18 protein-coding genes are annotated in these 16801 nt (G+C 71.0%); 9 read left to right on the top strand and 9 right to left on the bottom strand.

Annotated features, from left to right (window positions below; translation table 11 throughout):
* Both ACLQ3F_RS12635 and ACLQ3F_RS12630 read left to right on the top strand, forming a co-directional pair.
* Positions 1–1167 carry a glutathionylspermidine synthase family protein gene (locus tag ACLQ3F_RS12635; RefSeq protein WP_357197637.1) on the top strand — a complete coding sequence of 389 codons (1167 nt, stop codon included), beginning with the start codon at positions 1–3 and terminating at the stop codon, positions 1165–1167.
* Between the two features lie 19 nt (positions 1168–1186).
* On the top strand, positions 1187–1774 hold the full coding sequence (locus ACLQ3F_RS12630) for a CGNR zinc finger domain-containing protein (RefSeq protein ID WP_425848793.1): 588 nt from the start codon (positions 1187–1189) through the stop codon (positions 1772–1774).
* 29 nt (positions 1775–1803) lie between these two features.
* Here ACLQ3F_RS12630 and ACLQ3F_RS12625 read toward each other — a convergent pair whose 3' ends face one another.
* Complete coding sequence (locus ACLQ3F_RS12625; protein ID WP_425848792.1) at positions 1804–2610, bottom strand: sugar phosphate isomerase/epimerase family protein; 807 nt, start codon at positions 2608–2610, stop codon at positions 1804–1806.
* A gap of 75 nt (positions 2611–2685) precedes the next feature.
* Positions 2686–3630, bottom strand: a complete 945-nt coding sequence (locus tag ACLQ3F_RS12620) for a Ppx/GppA phosphatase family protein (RefSeq protein WP_425848791.1) — start codon at positions 3628–3630, stop codon at positions 2686–2688.
* A gap of 80 nt (positions 3631–3710) precedes the next feature.
* Here ACLQ3F_RS12620 and ACLQ3F_RS12615 point away from each other — a divergent pair, with 80 nt between their 5' ends.
* Positions 3711–4508 carry a hypothetical protein gene (locus ACLQ3F_RS12615; RefSeq protein WP_357197692.1) on the top strand — a complete coding sequence of 266 codons (798 nt, stop codon included), beginning with the start codon at positions 3711–3713 and terminating at the stop codon, positions 4506–4508.
* Positions 4509–4547: 39 nt separating this feature from the next.
* On the opposite strand, the gene ACLQ3F_RS12610 is transcribed toward ACLQ3F_RS12615, so the two are convergent.
* A complete protein-coding gene (locus tag ACLQ3F_RS12610; RefSeq protein ID WP_425848790.1) occupies positions 4548–4733 on the bottom strand; it encodes a hypothetical protein in 186 nt (61 codons plus the stop codon).
* Between the two features lie 446 nt (positions 4734–5179).
* Between ACLQ3F_RS12610 and ACLQ3F_RS12605 the strand changes: the two genes are divergently transcribed.
* Positions 5180–5446 carry a hypothetical protein gene (locus ACLQ3F_RS12605; RefSeq protein WP_425848789.1) on the top strand — a complete coding sequence of 89 codons (267 nt, stop codon included), beginning with the start codon at positions 5180–5182 and terminating at the stop codon, positions 5444–5446.
* A gap of 61 nt (positions 5447–5507) precedes the next feature.
* Here ACLQ3F_RS12605 and ACLQ3F_RS12600 read toward each other — a convergent pair whose 3' ends face one another.
* Positions 5508–6191 (bottom strand): response regulator transcription factor, encoded by a 684-nt coding sequence (locus tag ACLQ3F_RS12600; protein ID WP_030329696.1) that lies wholly within the window; start codon positions 6189–6191, stop codon positions 5508–5510.
* A gap of 24 nt (positions 6192–6215) precedes the next feature.
* Entirely contained in the window at positions 6216–7499 is a 1284-nt protein-coding gene (locus ACLQ3F_RS12595) for a sensor histidine kinase (RefSeq protein ID WP_425848786.1), read from the bottom strand.
* A gap of 204 nt (positions 7500–7703) precedes the next feature.
* Between ACLQ3F_RS12595 and phoU the strand changes: the two genes are divergently transcribed.
* Positions 7704–8357, top strand: coding sequence for a phosphate signaling complex protein PhoU (phoU, locus tag ACLQ3F_RS12590; protein ID WP_238666950.1), 654 nt, complete (start codon positions 7704–7706; stop codon positions 8355–8357).
* An 80-nt stretch (positions 8358–8437) separates the two neighbouring features.
* On the opposite strand, the gene ACLQ3F_RS12585 is transcribed toward phoU, so the two are convergent.
* On the bottom strand, positions 8438–9205 hold the full coding sequence (locus ACLQ3F_RS12585; RefSeq protein ID WP_355005777.1) for a phosphoglyceromutase: 768 nt from the start codon (positions 9203–9205) through the stop codon (positions 8438–8440).
* Positions 9206–9357: 152 nt separating this feature from the next.
* Here ACLQ3F_RS12585 and ACLQ3F_RS12580 point away from each other — a divergent pair, with 152 nt between their 5' ends.
* Complete coding sequence (locus ACLQ3F_RS12580) at positions 9358–10638, top strand: MDR family MFS transporter (protein ID WP_425848784.1); 1281 nt, start codon at positions 9358–9360, stop codon at positions 10636–10638.
* A 74-nt stretch (positions 10639–10712) separates the two neighbouring features.
* On the top strand, positions 10713–12008 hold the full coding sequence (locus ACLQ3F_RS12575; protein ID WP_425848783.1) for an MFS transporter: 1296 nt from the start codon (positions 10713–10715) through the stop codon (positions 12006–12008).
* A gap of 366 nt (positions 12009–12374) precedes the next feature.
* Here ACLQ3F_RS12575 and ACLQ3F_RS12570 read toward each other — a convergent pair whose 3' ends face one another.
* The 3 genes from ACLQ3F_RS12570 to mshA form a co-directional block, all read right to left on the bottom strand.
* On the bottom strand, positions 12375–13427 hold the full coding sequence (locus ACLQ3F_RS12570; RefSeq protein ID WP_425849283.1) for a hypothetical protein: 1053 nt from the start codon (positions 13425–13427) through the stop codon (positions 12375–12377).
* A 452-nt stretch (positions 13428–13879) separates the two neighbouring features.
* Positions 13880–14395, bottom strand: a complete 516-nt coding sequence (locus ACLQ3F_RS12565; RefSeq protein ID WP_357197666.1) for a YbjN domain-containing protein — start codon at positions 14393–14395, stop codon at positions 13880–13882.
* Positions 14396–14453: 58 nt separating this feature from the next.
* Positions 14454–15818: a D-inositol-3-phosphate glycosyltransferase gene (gene mshA, locus ACLQ3F_RS12560; protein WP_357197669.1), complete on the bottom strand. Its 1365-nt coding sequence runs from the start codon at positions 15816–15818 to the stop codon at positions 14454–14456.
* On the opposite strand from mshA, the gene ACLQ3F_RS12555 reads away from it, so the two are divergent.
* Entirely contained in the window at positions 15774–15941 is a 168-nt protein-coding gene (locus tag ACLQ3F_RS12555) for a hypothetical protein (protein ID WP_355006098.1), read from the top strand. The genes mshA and ACLQ3F_RS12555 overlap by 45 nt on opposite strands.
* 82 nt (positions 15942–16023) lie before the next feature.
* Complete coding sequence (locus ACLQ3F_RS12550) at positions 16024–16785, top strand: SDR family oxidoreductase (RefSeq protein WP_425848779.1); 762 nt, start codon at positions 16024–16026, stop codon at positions 16783–16785.
* Positions 16786–16801 lie beyond the last annotated feature (16 nt).

Below are 16801 nucleotides of genomic sequence, written 5' to 3'. Positions count from 1 at the left end.
GTGCGCCGCGAGACGGTCACGCCGCGCCCCGACTGGGACGCCACCATCCGGTCGCAGGGTCTGGTCTACGTCGACACCGAGCTGCCCGACGGCGGGATCATGTCGTACTGGGACGAGACCGCCGCGTACGCGTTCGACCTGGACGAGGTGCTGCGGCTGGAGGAGGCCACCGAGGAGCTGCACCGGATGTCGGTGGCCGCCGCCGAGCACGTGGTGACGCAGCGCCGGTACGCCGAGTTCGGCATCCCGGAGTGGGCGGCCGAGGCGGTGGCCCGGTCGCTGCGGGAAGCGCCACCGACCCTGTACGGGCGCTTCGACCTCGCGTACGACGGCACCTGGCCTCCGAAGATGTTGGAGTACAACGCGGACACCCCCACCGCGCTTGTCGAGGCGAGCATCATCCAGTGGTACTGGTTGGAGCAGACCCGGCCGGAGCTGGACCAGTGGAACAGCCTGCACGAGCGACTGGTCGGCGCCTGGGCCAAGATCGGGGCAGGGTTGCACGACCCCCTGGTGCACGTGCTCTGGTCGAACGAGGAGGAGTCCGGCGAGGACCACATGACCGCCGGCTACCTCGCCGAGACCGCCCGGCAGGCCGGTCTGAGCGTCGAGCTCCAACCCATCCAGGAGATCGGCTGGGACGGCCGACGCTTCGTCGACGCCGACGACCGCCCGGTGACCACCTGCTTCAAGCTCTACCCGTGGGAGTGGATGCTGGCCGAGCCGTACGGGCCGGCGGCCCTGGCCCCGGGCACCCCGACCACCTGGATCGAGCCGGCCTGGAAACTGCTGCTCTCCAACAAGGCACTGCTCGCTGTCCTCTGGGAGCTGTACCCCGGCCACGAGCTCCTGCTCCCGGCGTACCTCGACTCGCCGCGCGGCATGCCGGAGTACGTCGCCAAGCCGCTGCTCGGCCGCGAAGGCGGTTCGGTACGCATCGTCACCGCCGATGAGGAGATCACCAACCCGGGGATCTACGGCGACGAGGGCTGGTGTTACCAGGAGTTCCGGGCGTTGCCGCAGTTCGCCGGCAACCGGATGGTGCTGGGCAGCTGGATCGTCGACGGCGAGTCGGCAGGCGTGGGCGTGCGGGAGAGCGCCAGTCTGATCACTGACGGCTACGCGCGGTTCCTGCCGCACTACATCGACGCGCCGCGCACCCGCTGAGTCGTCTACCGTTGGGGGTGTGAACTTCGACGCGTACGCCCGGACCGGTGTTGACCTAGTCAACGCCCGCCTGGACGACCTCGACGACCTGCGGGCCCTCTTTCCCGACGAGAACGGCTGGATGCGCGACGAGGTCGCCGACCGGGACGTCGCCATCTTCCGCCGGGCGCAGAAACGGTTGCGCGACGTCTTCGAGTACGGCACCTCGGGGCGGGACGCCCAGGCGGTCACCGAGCTGAACGCGCTGCTCGAGGCGTTCCCGGTGCAGCCGCGCATCTCCGGGCACGACTCCAGCGACTGGCACATGCACGTGACCAGCCGGGGTGCCTCGGTCAGCGCCGAATACCTGGCCGGCGCGGCCTGGGGCCTGTCGGTCTGGCTCTGCGAGTACGGCAGCGCCCGGTTCGGGGTCTGCGCCGACGAGCGGTGCGGCAACGTCTACCTGGACACGTCGTCCAACTGCTGCCGGCGGTTCTGCTCGGAGCGCTGCGCCACCCGCTCACACGTCGCCGCGCACCGGGCCCGTAAGCGGGCGGCGGTCGGCGAGCAGGTGACCGTCGCCCCGCAGCAGACCTCCGCCACCGACTCCCTCTCACCGGTCAGCTGACCGACACCGCCCGATCGTGGGCGGGCGGGTCAGGCGTCGACAGGTGACGGCGCGGTCAGGTGCTGGCGGGCGAACTCCAGCGCGGCGCGCAGGTCCGCCTCGCGCACCGCGCGGCTCTTCGCGCCCCGGGTGGCGACCTCCACAGCCACCGCCCCGGTGAAACCCCGGCCCGCCAGCGAGGAGAGCAGCTCCCCGCAGGGCTGGGTGCCACGCCCGGGCACCAGGTGCTCGTCGCGGCCCTCGCCGGTGCCGTCACCGAGGTGCACGTGCGCCAGCCCGGCGCCCATCCGGTCGGCCATCTCCAGGGGGTCGCTGTGCGAGGCCGCGCAGTGCGACAGATCCAGGGTGTACGACGGGTAGCCGGCGTCGGTCGGGTCCCAACCGGGCACGTACGGGACGAACTGCCGGCCCGCCATCCGCACCGGGTACATGTTCTCCACAGCGAAGCGCAGCCCGCTGAACCGGTCCGCTACGGTGGCCAGACCCTCGGCGAAGTTGCGCGCGTAGTCGCGCTGCCAGGTGAACGGTGGGTGCACCACGACGGTCGGCGCGCCCAGCGTCTCGGCCAGCTCGGCGGCCTTGCGCAGGCGCTCCCACGGGTCCGGGCTCCACACCCGCTGGGTGACCAGCAGGCAGGGCGCGTGCACCGAGAGCACCGGCACGTCGTAGTGCGCGGAGAGACCGCGCAGCGCACCCGCGTCCTGGCTGACCACGTCGGTCCAGACCATCACCTCGACGCCGTCGTAGCCGAGCGCCGCGGCCAGTTGGAACGCCGCCGCGGTCGGCTCGGGAAAGACCGACGAGCTGGACAGGAGCACGGGAACGCGGGAAGTCACATCAGCCAGCGTAGCCCGGCAGCGCCGGGGGCATCGTGACGAGCGCCGGCAAAACGGCCGAAAACGGCCGCCGGATCAGATCGGCTCCAGTTGATCGAGTCGACGGAGGATGACGCCCTCCCGCAGCGCCCACGGGCAGATGTCCAGCGAGTCCAGATCCAGGCGGCGCATCACCGCCTCGGCGACCACGGCACCGGCCAGCAACTGGTGGGCCCGACCCGTGCTGACCCCCTCCAACTCCATCAACTGCGCCGGTGGGATGTGCCGGATGAAACCGATCACCTGCCGCAGACCGGCCCGGGTGAGGCTGCGTCGCGCCCACAGCCCGGCACCGGACGGGGCGGCCCCGGCGAGTCGAGCCAGCGTGCGGAACGTCTTCGAGGTGGCCACCGTCCGGTCCCAGCCGACCTGGGTGACCTGGTCGACGACCTTGTCCAGCCGGCTGTCCACGTACTCCCGGAGCTTCTCGACGGCCTCCGCCGACGGCGGGGCCGCGCTGGCCGGGTCGACCCGCAGCCGCTCGCGGGTCAGCCGGCCGGCACCGAGCGGCAGGGAGACCGCGACGTCCGGGTCCTCGTCGATGCCGGCGGCGATCTCCAACGAGCCGCCACCGATGTCGAGCACCAGCAACCGGCCGGCCGACCAGCCGAACCACCGCCGGACGGCCAGGAACGTCGAACGCGCCTCGTCCGCCCCGGAGAGCACCGCCAGGCGTACGCCGGTCTCGTCCCGGACCCGGGCCAGCACCTCGGCCGCGTTCGTGGCGTCGCGCACCGCGGACGTGGCGAAAGCGATCAGGTCGTCGGCCTCCAGCCCGGCAGCCGCCGCCTTGGCCATGCCCACGGCCTTGACCAGGCCGTCGGCGCCCGCCTCGGTCAGCTCGCCGTCGGGGCCGATCTGCTCGGCCAGCCGGAGCACCACCTTCTCGGAGTGCGCAGGCCACGGGTGCGCGCCGTGGTGCGCGTCCACCACGAGGAGATGCACCGTGTTGGATCCGACGTCGAGGACACCCAGTCGCATGGTGAAGACAGTAGGCGCAACACGTTTGCGCGGCTCACCGGCCTGCGGACGTCACCGCGCGTACGCTGGGCCGAGTGACGATGGAGCTCCGTGTGCTGGTGGACGACCCGGGTGACCCGCGCAGCCGCGAGGTGCCCCTGGACTTCCCTCGGGAATGGATCGAGTTCACCGATCCGGCCGACGAGACGCACCTGATCCGGGCCGACCTGACCTGGCTGCTCTCCCGCTGGACCTGCATCTTCGGCAAGGGCTGCCACGGCATCATCGCCGGCCGGGCCGCCGACGGGTGTTGCTCGCACGGCGCGTTCTTCACCGACTCGGACGACGAGAAGCGGGTTCGCAACGCCGTCCGGCGGCTCACCCCGTCGACCTGGCAGCACTTCCGGCGCGGGTTCAAGAACTGGACCGACGAGGACACCATCGACGGCAAGAACCCGGCCCGCCGCACCGCCACCCAGAGCCCCGACGCTCCGTGCGTGTTCCTCAACGACGCCGACTTCGCCGGCGGTGGCGGTTGCGCCCTGCACGCCCAGGCGCTGCGCGACGGGGTGCACCCGTTGGAATACAAGCCGGACGTCTGCTGGCAACTGCCGATCCGCCGCGATCAGGACTGGGTGAAGCGACCGGACGACAGCAAGGTGCTGGTCTCCACCCTGTCCGAGTTCGACCGGCGAGGCTGGGGAGCCGGCGGGCACGACCTGGACTGGTGGTGCACCTCCTCGACGGACGCGCACGTCGGCACCGAGCCGATGTACCTGTCGTACGCCCCGGAGTTGACCGCGCTGATCGGCGCTGCCGCGTACGAGCGGCTGGCCGAGCTGTGCGCGACCAGGACGAAGCAGGGCATGATCGCCCCGCACCCGGCCGACCAACTCTAGGGATCTTGGCAGCATTCCCGCTGCCCCGGCGGTCGTCGCTCAGCGCAGGGCGGCGTCGACAAGCGTGCGAGCGCTGCGTTGGGCCGCGTCGGCGATCAGGGGGTCGCCGTCCAGCACACCGGCGACGAGCCCGCCGTCCAGCAGCAGGGTGAGCTGCTGGGCGAGCAGTTCCGGGTCGGCCGCGCCGGCCCGGCGGGCCAGCTCGGTCACCCAGGCACGGACCACTGTCTTGTGCTCGACCGTCCGGAGGCAGTGCCCTCGGCTTCGGCGACCCCGCGAGGGCCGCGCGACTATGGCACGACGGCCTCGCGACGGCCTCGCGGACGAGGGGCGGGACATTGGTCCGGGGCGCTTTGGAGCTGAATCGCTTGTGACATCAGCGGAAGACACCGGCCGGCGACGGCGGATGACTCGTTAGTGGCATCAGCTCCAAAGGACTGCCAACCGCACTGCCGCCCCTCCGGGCGTCCAGTGAGGGCTGCACGCCGACACCTCTGCGACTCGGCAGAGGGCTGCAGTAGACAGGCCTGTCTGTTCGCCTGCTTGCGATCGGCATGAGCCGATCCGATGTCCCGACGGAGGATCGATCGACATGCGCATCGCAGTTCTCGGCACCGGCTCGGTCGGTCGAGCCATCGCCGCCCGCACGGCGGAGTTGGGTCACCAGCAGGGTGGTCAAGTCCCTCAACACGGTGACCGCCGAGCTGATGGTGCACGCGCATCAGCTCGCCGAAGGTGCGCACAGTGTCTTCGTCTCCGGCGACGACGCGGAGGCCAAGCGGATCGTCACCGGACCGCTCGTCAGCTTCGGCCACACCGACGTGATCGACCTCGGCGACCTCTCCACCGCGCGGGGCACCGAGATGCTGCTGCCGCTCTGGTTGCGGCTCTACGGTCGACTCGACACCGCCAACTTCAACATCAAGGTCGTCCGCTGACCGAGCGGAAACAGCCCGACGGGGGCCTGCGTCGAGCGCAGACCCCCTTCGCGTACGCCGATCACGGCTCGAACTTGTAGCCCAGACCCCGCACCGTGACGATGAAGCGCGGCGCGGACGGCTCCGGTTCGATCTTGGAGCGCAGCCGCTTGACGTGCACGTCGAGCGTCTTGGTGTCACCCACGTAGTCGGCGCCCCAGACCCGGTCGATGAGCTGGCCCCGGGTGAGCACCCGGCCCGCGTTGCGCAGCAGCAGCTCCAGCAGCTCGAATTCCTTCAGCGGCAGCTGCACGGCCCCGCCGTCGACTGTCACCACGTGCCGCTCGATGTCCATCCGCACCGGGCCGGCGGCGAGCGTCGGCGCACCCGCCTCGGCCACCTCCGGGCTCTGCCGGCGCAGCACCGCCCGGATCCGGGCGACAAGTTCCCGCGGAGAGTACGGCTTCGTGACGTAGTCGTCGGCGCCGATCTCCAGCCCGACCACCTTGTCGATCTCGCTGTCCCGAGCGGTGACCATGATGATCGGCACGGCGGAGCGCTGCCGCAGTTGCCGGCAGACCTCGGTCCCCGACATCTCGGGCAACATCAGGTCGAGCAGCACGATGTCGGCGCCGGTCCGGTCGAACTCGGTGAGGGCGTCGGTGCCGGTCGCGGCGACCGAAACCTCAAAGCCCTCCTTACGGAGCATGTACGACAAGGCGTCGGAGAACGACTCCTCGTCCTCGACCACGAGAACGCGGCTCAACGGGGATTTCCTTTCCATCTGCTGTCAGACCTGCCGTAGACCAGTCGGACCGGACTCGATCCCAACCGGCGGCAGTGTCGCCAGGAGGTCATCCGGTGGACTGGCGGGCAGCCGGAGGGTGAACGTCGATCCACCACCAAGAGTGCTCGACACCTCGACCCGTCCGCCATGGTTGCTCGCAATGTGTTTCACGATCGCCAGGCCGAGCCCGGTGCCGCCGGTGGCACGCGAGCGGGCCTGGTCGGCCCGGTAGAACCGCTCGAAGATCCGGTCCACGTCGGTGGGGGCGATACCGATGCCCTGGTCGGCGACGGCGACCTCGACGTGCTCGTCGTCGCCCCGCAGGGTCACCCGCACCGTGGTGTCCTCGCCCGAGTAGTTGATGGCGTTCTCCACCAGGTTCGCCACCGCCGTGGCGAGTTGGGAGTCGCTGCCGTACGCGGTCAGGCCACGTTGCCCGTCCACGGTCACCGCGACACCCCGGGCGGAGGCCGTGGTGCGGGTCCGGTCGACCACCTCGGCGATCACCCAGTCCAGCGCGACTGGCTCCGGTGGCGGCTGCGGCTCAGCCCCCTGCAACCGGGTCAGTTCCAGCAACTCCTGCACCAGCCGACCCAGCCGGGTCGACTCGTGCTGGATCCGTTCGGCGAACCGACGGGCGGCCACCAGGTCCTCGGAGAGGTCGGGCGCTGCGGCGTCGGCCGGCTCGGTCGCGTCCAGCAACGCCTCGGCGAGCAGTTGCAGGGCACCGATCGGGGTCTTCAGCTCGTGGCTCACGTTCGCCACGAAGTCGCGTCGTACCCGGGTCAACCGGTGCGACTCGGTCACGTCGACCGCCTCGACCGCGATGAACCCGTTGCCGAGACCCATTGCCCGCAGGTGCACGCCGAGCGGGTTCTCCCCCGCGCTGTCGCGACCTCGGGGCAGGTCCAGCTCGATCTCGCGTCGTACGCCGGTGCGCCGCACCTGACCGGCGAGGGTACGGATCAGCGGGTGCGCGGCGATGGAGCCGGGTGTGCTGCCGGTACGCAGCAGCCCCATCGCGCGGGCAGCCGGGTTGATCAGAACGGGGACATCGTCGTTGTCCAGAACCACGACACCGGCCCGGAGGGAGTCGATCGTCCGACGACCGAGCCCGGCCTGCTGCTCGTCGACTATCGCGGGCCTCCCCCTGTTCCAGCGGAAGCTGACGCTCCCCGTCGACGTGGAGCGACCGTCCCGCCTCGGCAGGAACCGGGGCAGCAGCAAGCCGGCGGCCATCCCGGCCACCAACGCCACGGCCACCACGACCGCCACCGTCCACTCCACCCGGCGATCGTAGGGTCATTGTTAACCTGGCTACCACACAGAACGGGACGAACTACCCTCACTTACGGAAGTGTTCACCCCCACGTCTGGCGTCGTTCACCGTGGTTCATCCGGGATCCGTCCGAGCGCCCTACCGTTGGCGTCGCACCTGCTCAACCCCCTGCGCCGGCACCCGTCGGCGGCGACCGACCACAGGACGTGATGATGCGCGACGAGTTCCGGGCCGACCTCCAGATCGTCAGCCAACTGCTGGTGGACATGGCGGAGGGCGTCCGCGCCGCCATGCGCCAGGCCACCCGGGCCCTGCTCACCGCCGACCGGCAGGCCGCCGAGACGGTCATCGAGCGGGACGCCGAGATCGACGACCTCTACCGGCACGTCGAGGAGCGGGTCTGTGACCTGCTCGCCCGACAGGCGCCGGTCGCCTCCGACCTCCGGGCGATGATCACCGCGCTGCACGTGGCCGCTGATCTGGAGCGGATGGGCGACCTCGCCGAGCACGTGGCGAAGACCGCGCTGCGCCGGCACCCCTCTCCCGCCGTCCCGGCCGAGCTGCGGACGGTCTTCACCGAGATGTCCGAGATCGCCGACCGGATGGCCGTCAAGATCGGTTCGGTGCTGGCAAAGCCCGACGCCGACCTCGCCGGCGAGCTGGACCGCGACGACGACGCCATGGACGAGCTGCACAAGAACCTGTTCGCCGTGCTGCTCGGCGACGACTGGCCGTACGGGGTGGAGACGGCGATCGACGCCACCCTGCTGGGCCGCTTCTACGAGCGCTTCGCCGACCACGCGGTGAACGCCGGCGAGCACGTGATCTACCTGATCACCGGGGAGAGCGCCCCCAGCGGTAACTGACCGGCAGGCAGAGGGCCCCTCACCATCGCTGTCCGCGATGACGAGGGGCCCCCTTCTCTGGTGGCTCAGCTTCTGGTGGCTCAGCGCCCCTGGTTGGCCACCGCCGCGGCGGCTGCCTTCGCGGCGGTCGGGTCGAGGTAGGTGCCGCCCAGGGTGAGCGGACGCAGCTGCGGGTCGAGGTCGTAGCGCAGCGGGATGCCCGTCGGGATGTTCAGCTTGGCGATCGCCTCGTCGGAGATCTGATCGAGGTGCTTGACCAGGGCGCGCAGCGAGTTGCCGTGCGCGGCCACCAGCACCGTCCGGCCGGCCAGGATGTCCGGCACGATCGAGTCGTACCAGTAGGGCAGCATCCGGTCGACGACGTCCTTGAGGCACTCGGTGCGCGGCATCAGCTCGGTCGGCAGCAGCGCGTAGCGCGGGTCACCCACCTGCGACCACTCGTCGTTGTCGTCGATGGGCGGCGGTGGCGTGTCGTACGACCGGCGCCAGAGCATGAACTGCTCCTCGCCGTACTCGTCGAGGGTCTGCTTCTTGTCCTTGCCCTGCAGGGCGCCGTAGTGCCGCTCGTTGAGCCGCCACGACCGGCGCACGGCGATCCAGTGCCGGTCGGCGGCGTTGAGCGCCAGCTCGGCGGTGCGGATCGCCCGACGCATCAGGCTGGTGTGCACGACGTCCGGCAGCAGGCTGTGCTCGCGCATCAACTCGCCGCCGCGCCGCGCCTCGCCCTCGCCCTTCGCGGTCAGGTCGACGTCCACCCAGCCGGTGAAGAGGTTCTTGGCATTCCAATCGCTCTCACCGTGGCGCAGCAGGACCAGCGTCCCGACGGTGGGCCCTTCGCTCGCAGTCATGCGGATCATCCTGCCTCAACCGCCCGGCGGACACGCGGGCAGCCGTCGTGACGACCACCACGTAAAAAAGCTGATGACCAGCGAATCCGGCCGCCACTAGGGTTGTAAGGCACGCCAGTCAGATCGGTCATTACTTGCAAGCGGGGCGCCATATGCGGACGATGCGGAGTTGGTTCCGGGACACCACCCGCGGCCTACCGACCACTTTCTGGTACCTGTGGTCGGGCACCCTGATCAACCGACTCGGCTCGTTCGTCCTCGTCTTCCTCGCCATCTACCTGACCCAGGAACGTGGCTTCTCGGCCTCGCAGGCCGGCCTGGTGATCGGCCTCTGGGGTGTCGGCGGGGCGTTCGGCACCACCGCCGGCGGCACCCTCGCCGACCGGTGGGGCCGCCGGCCGACGCTGCTCACCGCCCACGTGGGCGCGGCGGCCATGATGCTCGGGCTCGGGCTGGCACGGGATCTCTGGGCGGTGGCGCTGGGCGCGCTGCTGCTCGGCATGTTCGCCGAGGCGGCCCGGCCCGCGTTCGGGGCGATGATGATCGACGTGGTGCCGGCGAAGGACCGGCTGCGCGCCTTCTCGCTCAACTACTGGGCGATCAACCTCGGCTTCGCCTGCGCCGCCGTCCTCGCCGGCCTCGCCGCCCAGGCCGACTACCTGCTGCTGTTCGTGGTCGACGCCGCCACCATGCTGATCACCGCGTTGATCATCTTCAGCAAGGTGCCGGAGACCCGACAGGCCGGTCCCGCCACCGCCGTCACGGCAGCGGCGGCTCCGCGCGGCGCCCTGCGCACCATCCTCACCGACCGGGTCTACCTCGGCTTCGTGGCACTCAACCTGTTCGCCGCGCTGGTGTTCCTCCAGCACATCTCGATGCTGCCGATCGCGATGGGCGACGACGGTCTGAGCCCCGCCACCTACGGCTCGGTGATCGCGCTCAACGGCATCCTCATCGTGGTCGGCCAGCTCTTCGTGCCCCGACTGATCCGGGGTCGGAGCCGCTCACACGTGCTCGCGCTGGCGTCAGTGGTGATGGGGGTGGGGTTCGGACTGACCGCGTTCGCCGGCACCCCCTGGTTCTACGGGCTGACAGTGCTGATCTGGACGGTCGGCGAGATGCTGAACTCGCCCTCCAACTCCACGCTGATCGCCGAGCTCTCCCCGGCCGAGCTGCGCGGGCGCTACCAGGGTGTGTTCTCCCTCTCGTGGCAGATCGCCGGGGCCAGCGCGCCGATCCTCGGTGGCCTGGTGCGCGAGCACGCCGGAAACGACACCCTCTGGTACGGCTGCGCCGCGCTCGGCCTGCTGACCGCGGTGGCCCACCTGGTGTCCGGGCCGGCCCGGGAACGGCGTGCGGCAGCGCTGCGCCACTCCGGCGAGGCACTGGCACCGACGACCGTCTCCCGCGCGGCACAGCCCGCCGAGGCATAACAAGTGGCGCGGCGGTGCCGGATTTCCTACTGTGCAGGTTGAATAGTTAACAACCTGAACTGTCGGGAGGTCGGGTGCACGCCCTGCGGCGCTGGTGGCACGACACCGCAGGCGGACTACCCGCCACCTTCTGGTACCTCTGGGCCGGCCTGCTGATCAACCGGGCCGGCGCGTTCGCCATGCTCTTCCTCTCGCTCTACCTCACCGACGTACGCGGCGCGAGCGAGGCGCTGGCCGGCACCGTGGTCGGCGCGTACGGGGCCGGCGGGGCGGCCGGCGTACTGCTCGGCGGGGTGCTCGCCGACCGGTGGGGCCGCCGGGCGACCCTGCTCGCCGCGCACCTGGCCACTGTCGGCCTGATGGTGGCGCTGGCCTTCACCCGACCCCTGCTGCTGATCGCCGTGCTCTCCGCGCTGATCGGCGTGGTCCACTCGATGCCCAGCCCGGCGTTCGTGGCGGCGATCGTCGACGTGGTGCCCGCCGAACGCCGCTCGCGCGCGTTCAACCTTCAGTTCTGGGCGTTCAACCTGGGCATGGCGGTCGCCTCGCTGCTCGCCGGGGTGCTGGCCGAGGCGAGCTTCACCGCGCTCTTCCTTGTCGACGCGAGCGCCACACTGACCGCCGCCGCCGTGATCGCCTGGAAGGTGCCCGAAACCCTGCGGCTGGCCCGGCCAGCGGCCGGCCCCACGCCCACCACCAGCGCGGCACCGAAATCCGTCCGGGCCCGTCGGCCCGGACTGCACACCGCGCTCACCGACCGCACCTTCCTGGTCTTCGTCGGGCTCACCTTCGTGCTGGCCGTACTCACCATGCAGACGTCGACCATCATGCCGCTGGCCATGCGCGCGGACGGCCTGGGCCCATCGGCGTACGGGCTGGTGGTGGCGCTCGGCGGCACGCTGATCGTGGTCGGGCAGTTGTTCGTGCCCCGGCTGATCGACAGGCACCGCAAGGACGTCGTGCTGGCCGCCTCCACGGCACTGCTCGCGCTCGGTTTCGGGGCGCTCGCCATCGCCGACGAACTGGCCATCTACCTGGGTGCCGCAGTGGTCTGGACGGTCGGCTCGATGCTCGCCGCCCCGCCCAACGCGCAGATCAACGCGGACCTGGCGCCACCGCAGCTGCGAGCCCGCTACCAGTCGGTCTTCTACCTGACCTTCCCCGCTGCGGCGTTCGTCGCGCCCACCCTCGGCGGGGTGAGCCTCCAGCACCTCGGCGACCGGCACTGGCTGATCGTGGGCGGGCTGGGTCTGCTGGCCGCGCTCGGACACCTGCTCGCCGGACCACCCCGGGAGCGGCACGTCGCCGCGCTGCGCCGGGTTGTCGACCCAAAGCCGACAACCGACGCGGACCGCGTACCGATCGGATGACCGACGCAAAGCGCCCACCACGTCCCTGAGGTCGTGGTGGGCGCTCGAAGGCGGGGCCGGCGGCGGCGGGCAACACTCACCCCCGTAAGCATCGCCCGCTCACGCCGCCGGTCCAAACAGGTGGGAAACCGTCCCCCAACGGTTGTTCCACCCGTCCCCTCGCGCCTCGTCTGGTGCGCGGATCTGATCGATCCGCCGCTCCCCCGAACGTTTCCAAACGTGGCGCGGTGCAATAAAGCTAGTTCGCCCGGATTCTGGATTCAACCCAGAACGGCTGTCTCGCCGGTCACAACTGGCGAGTATCCGCTGCTCCGGCCTCGTCCGTTGGCAACAGCCGGGTACCCGTCGGCCATTCCCGCAAACACCTCAACCGTCTTCCCGATCGGGTGACTCGGTCCGGAAGAAGCTGCTCTGACGGCCGTTCCGCAACTGTTCCTGATAAATCAGGTTCAGTCGCCGCAGGTCAAACGTGTAGAACCACTCATCCCAGGTGATCTCGCGAATCCGGCTGCTTTCCCGGTATCCGGGAATGTTGAAGGTCAACACACCCGCACGGCCATCCCGCTCGGTGCCGGCGATGGTCGCCGGCTTGGCCCCGCGTTCCCGGGCCCACCGCTGGATCACCTCGTGGTTCGCCGTGATCAAACTCCGTCCCGGCCGCTCCGGCCGGTCCGTGATCGACGAGATCACCTGCGAACTACGGACCGACCGCCCCGTACCCCGTCCGGTCCGGATCCCGCCGGCCGCCGTCCCACCACCGGCAGACGGCGTCAACGTGCGCTTGGCCGCCGCGCTCTTGGCCGGTGCGCTCTTGGCCGGTGCGGTGCGCTTCGCTGTCGTACGCTTCGCCGCCGCGCTCTTGGCCGGCGTCGCGCGCTTCGCTGCCGGCCGCGCCGGTGCCGTCTTCGCCGGCGCCTTCCGCGCGGGCGCCGTACGCGCCGTCGCTGTCTTGCGGGCCGCCGTGCTCTTCCGCGCCGCAGCGGTCTTCCGGGCGGCGGTGGTCCTGCTCGCAGCCGTGGTCCTGCTCGCGGCCGTGCTCTTGCGGGCGGCCGTCGACGTCGCCGCTGTGGTCCTCTTCGCGGCCGTCGCCTTCTTCGCAGGTGCCCTCTTCGCCGCCGCCGTCGACTTCCGCCCGGCTGTCGCCTTCGTAGCGGCGGCCCGCTTCGCGGGCGCGCTCTTGTTCGCCGGCGCGGCCTTCGCGCGGCTCGACGTCGGCCTGGCCGCCGACTTTCTGGTGGCGGCGGCCCGACCCGCCGACGCCCTGGTGCCGGCGGCCCGGCCCGACGGGCCCGTGCTGCTCCGACCCGCGCCGGCCCGCATCGAACGCACCAACTGTTTCACCAGCTCCGGCTTGCGCAGAGCGGAGATCCCGGAGACGCCGCGTTTGCGCAGCTGCCCACGGATGTCGTCCACCCGCATCCGGGAAATCTCCGACTCGGAGACTCCGGGCGTACCCGGCGTCTGATTGCCGGCCTGTCGCTTCGTCCTGGTCGCAGTCGCGCCGCGACCTGAGCTGTTCCGCTGAGCCATGGGACGCTCCGCTCCTTGGCACTCCGTCATCGGCGCGCGGGGGTCCCTTGCCGCACCGCGCGGAGCGGCATACCCGTCAGGAGCACTCCGAACCACCGCCAACTCGCCGTAGCGCCTTGCCCGCGCCGATCTTGCGTTTTCGGTCGCGGAAAAGCGAGCAATGCCCGCTACGCCGGGACAGCAAGTGCAAGATCGCGGCTGAACCTGGTCGATCATGGAGTTGTGGTGCCTGGTTTGGTGTGATGCGCGGACTTTGTCACCCACCACAACTCCATGATCGGCGAGGGGGTGCCGCGGGCGGGGTGGGGTGCTGGGGTGGGGGCGGGGACGGGGACGGGGGGTCAGGTTGGGTCGGGGGCGGCGGCGGAGGGCTCGAAGAGGTGGGCGAAGGCGGCGAGGTTGGCTGTCGACTCGCCCCGCTTCACCCGCCACTCGTACTCACGCCGGATCGAACTGCCGAAGCCGATCTCCAGCATCGTGTCGAACGACTCGTCGGCGTAGGTGAGGACCGCGCCGAACAGCCGGTCCAACTCGTCGGCGTCCACGCCGGCCGGGTTGACCCGACCGGTCAGGTACACGTCGCCGACCGCGTCGGTGGAGAAGGAGACGCCGTACATCCGGGCGTTGCGCTGCAACAGCCAGGCCCACAGCTCCTCGCGGCGCTCGTCCGGCTGGCGCATCACGAACGCCTCGATCCGCAGCGCGTGCTCGCCGACGATCAGGTTGCAGATCGTCTTGAGTTTGTGGGTGCCCGGCAGCGTCACCGCGTACGAGCCGGGGCCGGTCGACTCCCAGGCCAGGTCCCGCTCGGCGCAGACCGACTCGATCAGGGTCGCAAGATCGCTCTTCGGGCTCACCGGACCCACTCTACGACCGACCCGGCTCATGCACCCGGTGACAACCGGGCCCCGGGGGTCACCAGGAGCAGGAGAGCGCCGGGTCACCCGCCAGGTCGGCGGCGAACCGGGCGCGGTGCCCGGCGATCGCCTCGCCGTAGACGCCGAGCAGACCGGCGACCGTGCGCTCCCAGGAGAAGTGCCGGGCGTGCTGCTCGGCACCTCGGGCCAGCACCGACCGGAGCGCCCGGTTCGGCAGCAGGCTGCCCATCGCACGGGCCCAGTCGACCGGGTCGTGACCGTCGATCAGTACGCCACTGACCTGGTCCCGCACGGCGGTGACCAGTCCTCCGACGGCGGCGGCCAGCACGGGCGTACCGCAGGCCTGCGCCTCCAGGGCGACCAGCCCGAACGATTCGTTGTGCGACGGCACCGCGACCAGGTCCGCCGCCCGGTACAGGGCCGGAAGGTCGTCCCCGGTGAGCGGCGGCAGGAACCGCACCCCGTCGCTGACGCCGAGCTTGGCGGCCAACTCGATCAGGGCGGTTGGCCGATCCAGCCCACTGCCGCTGGGTCCGCCGCAGATCACGACCGTCACCTGATCGGCCAGCGCCGGATCGCGCTCCCGCAGCGCGGCGATCGCGCGGATCAGCACGTCGGGGGCCTTGAGCGGCTGGATCCGACCGACGAAGGCAACCACGTACCCGTCGACTGGAAGCCCCAGCCGGCGACGGCCCTGGCGGGCGGCCGCGGACCTGTCACCCGGCGCGGGCCGGAACCGGGCCAGGTCGACACCCGGCTGCACGACGGACACCCGGGTCGGGTCGGCGTCGTACCGGTCGAGCAGGTCGCTGGCCTCGACCCGGGTGTTGGCGACCAGCCGATCTGCCTCGGCGACGACCTGTTCCTCGCCGATGACCCGGGCCTTGGGCTCCGGCCGGTCCCCGGCCGCGAGCTGGGCGTTCTTGACCTTCGCGAGGGTGTGCGCGGTGTGCACCAGCGGCACCCCCCAGCGCTCCTTGGCCAGCCAACCGACCTGGCCGGAGAGCCAGTAGTGGGAGTGGATCAGGTCGTAGTGGCCGGGCGGACGGGACGCCTCGGCACGCAGCACCCCGGCGGTGAAGGCGCAGAGCTGGCCGGGCAGCTCCTCCTTCGTGAGGCCCTCCAGGGGGCCGGAGGTGATGTGTCGAACCTGCACGCCGGGCGCCATCTCGACCACCGGGGGGAGGTCACCGGAGGTGGCCCGGGTGAAGATCTCCACCTCCACGTTGGCCTCGGCGAGACGCCGGGCGACTTCGAGGATGTAGACGTTCATCCCCCCGGCATCACCCGTGCCGGGCTGATGCAGGGGGGAGGTGTGTACCGACAGGGTCGCGATGCGGCGAGGCCGGGGCCACGGTTGGGCACCTCGCTGACGCCCGACACCGGTGTGCATTTCCGCCACATCCGCTCCTTCTTCACGGTTGATGCCGTCTCGCACGACCGGCGCTTCTCGGTCAACCTGTACGCCGGACGTCATCTTCCCCATCGGGCTTCGGAAATTCCCCGGCGCGGCCCCTCGGCGTGACGGACCTCATCACCGAACACGCGCCCATGACTGCCGCACGCCCGGTCGGAACGGGTCGTACGCCCGCTGTGACAATGTCGGGATGACCTCAGTCGCCATCGTCACCGGAGCGTCCAGCGGGATCGGCGCGGCCACCGCCCGCCGGCTCGCCGCCGAGGGCTTCCACGTGCTCGCCGCCGCCCGCCGCGCCGAACGGCTCACCGAGCTGGTCGCCGACATCACCGCCGCCGGCGGGCAGGCCACCGCCGTGACCTGCGACGTCACCTCGGACGAGTCGGTGGCCCGGCTGGCCGAGGCTGCCGGGAAGGCACCCGGGCCGGTCACCCTGCTGGTCAACAACGCCGGCGGAGCGCGCGGGCTGGACCCGGTGGAGTCCGGCTCGGTCGCCGACTGGCAGTGGATGTACGACGTGAACGTCCTCGGCACCCTGCGGGTCACCCAGGCGCTGCTGCCTGCGCTGGAAGCCTCCGGCTCCGGCACCATCGTGGTGGTCTCCTCCACCGCCGGCCTGACCGTGTACGAGGGCGGGGGCGGCTACACCGCCGCGAAGCACGCGCAGACCGCCATCGCCGGCACGCTCCGCCTGGAGCTGTGCGGCCGGCCGCTACGGGTCATCGAGATCGACCCGGGCATGGTGAAGACCGACGAGTTCGGGCTGGTCCGCTTCGAGGGCGACGCGGAACGGGCCGCAGCCGTCTACGCCGGGGTGCCGGGGCCGCTGGTCGCCGAGGACGTCGCCGACTGCATCGCCTGGTGCGCCACGCGTCCCGAACACGTCAACATCGACCGGCTGGTGGTCCGGCCTCGGGCACAGGCCGCCCAGCACAAGGTGCACCGGATCTAGCAGAGCTGCGCGAGGC

It is taken from the genome of Micromonospora sp. DT15 (assembly GCF_049841475.1).
GTDB lineage: Bacteria > Actinomycetota > Actinomycetes > Mycobacteriales > Micromonosporaceae > Micromonospora.
The sequence above is the reverse complement of the archived record's forward strand: the minus strand, read 5'-3'. Positions and strand labels throughout refer to the sequence as shown.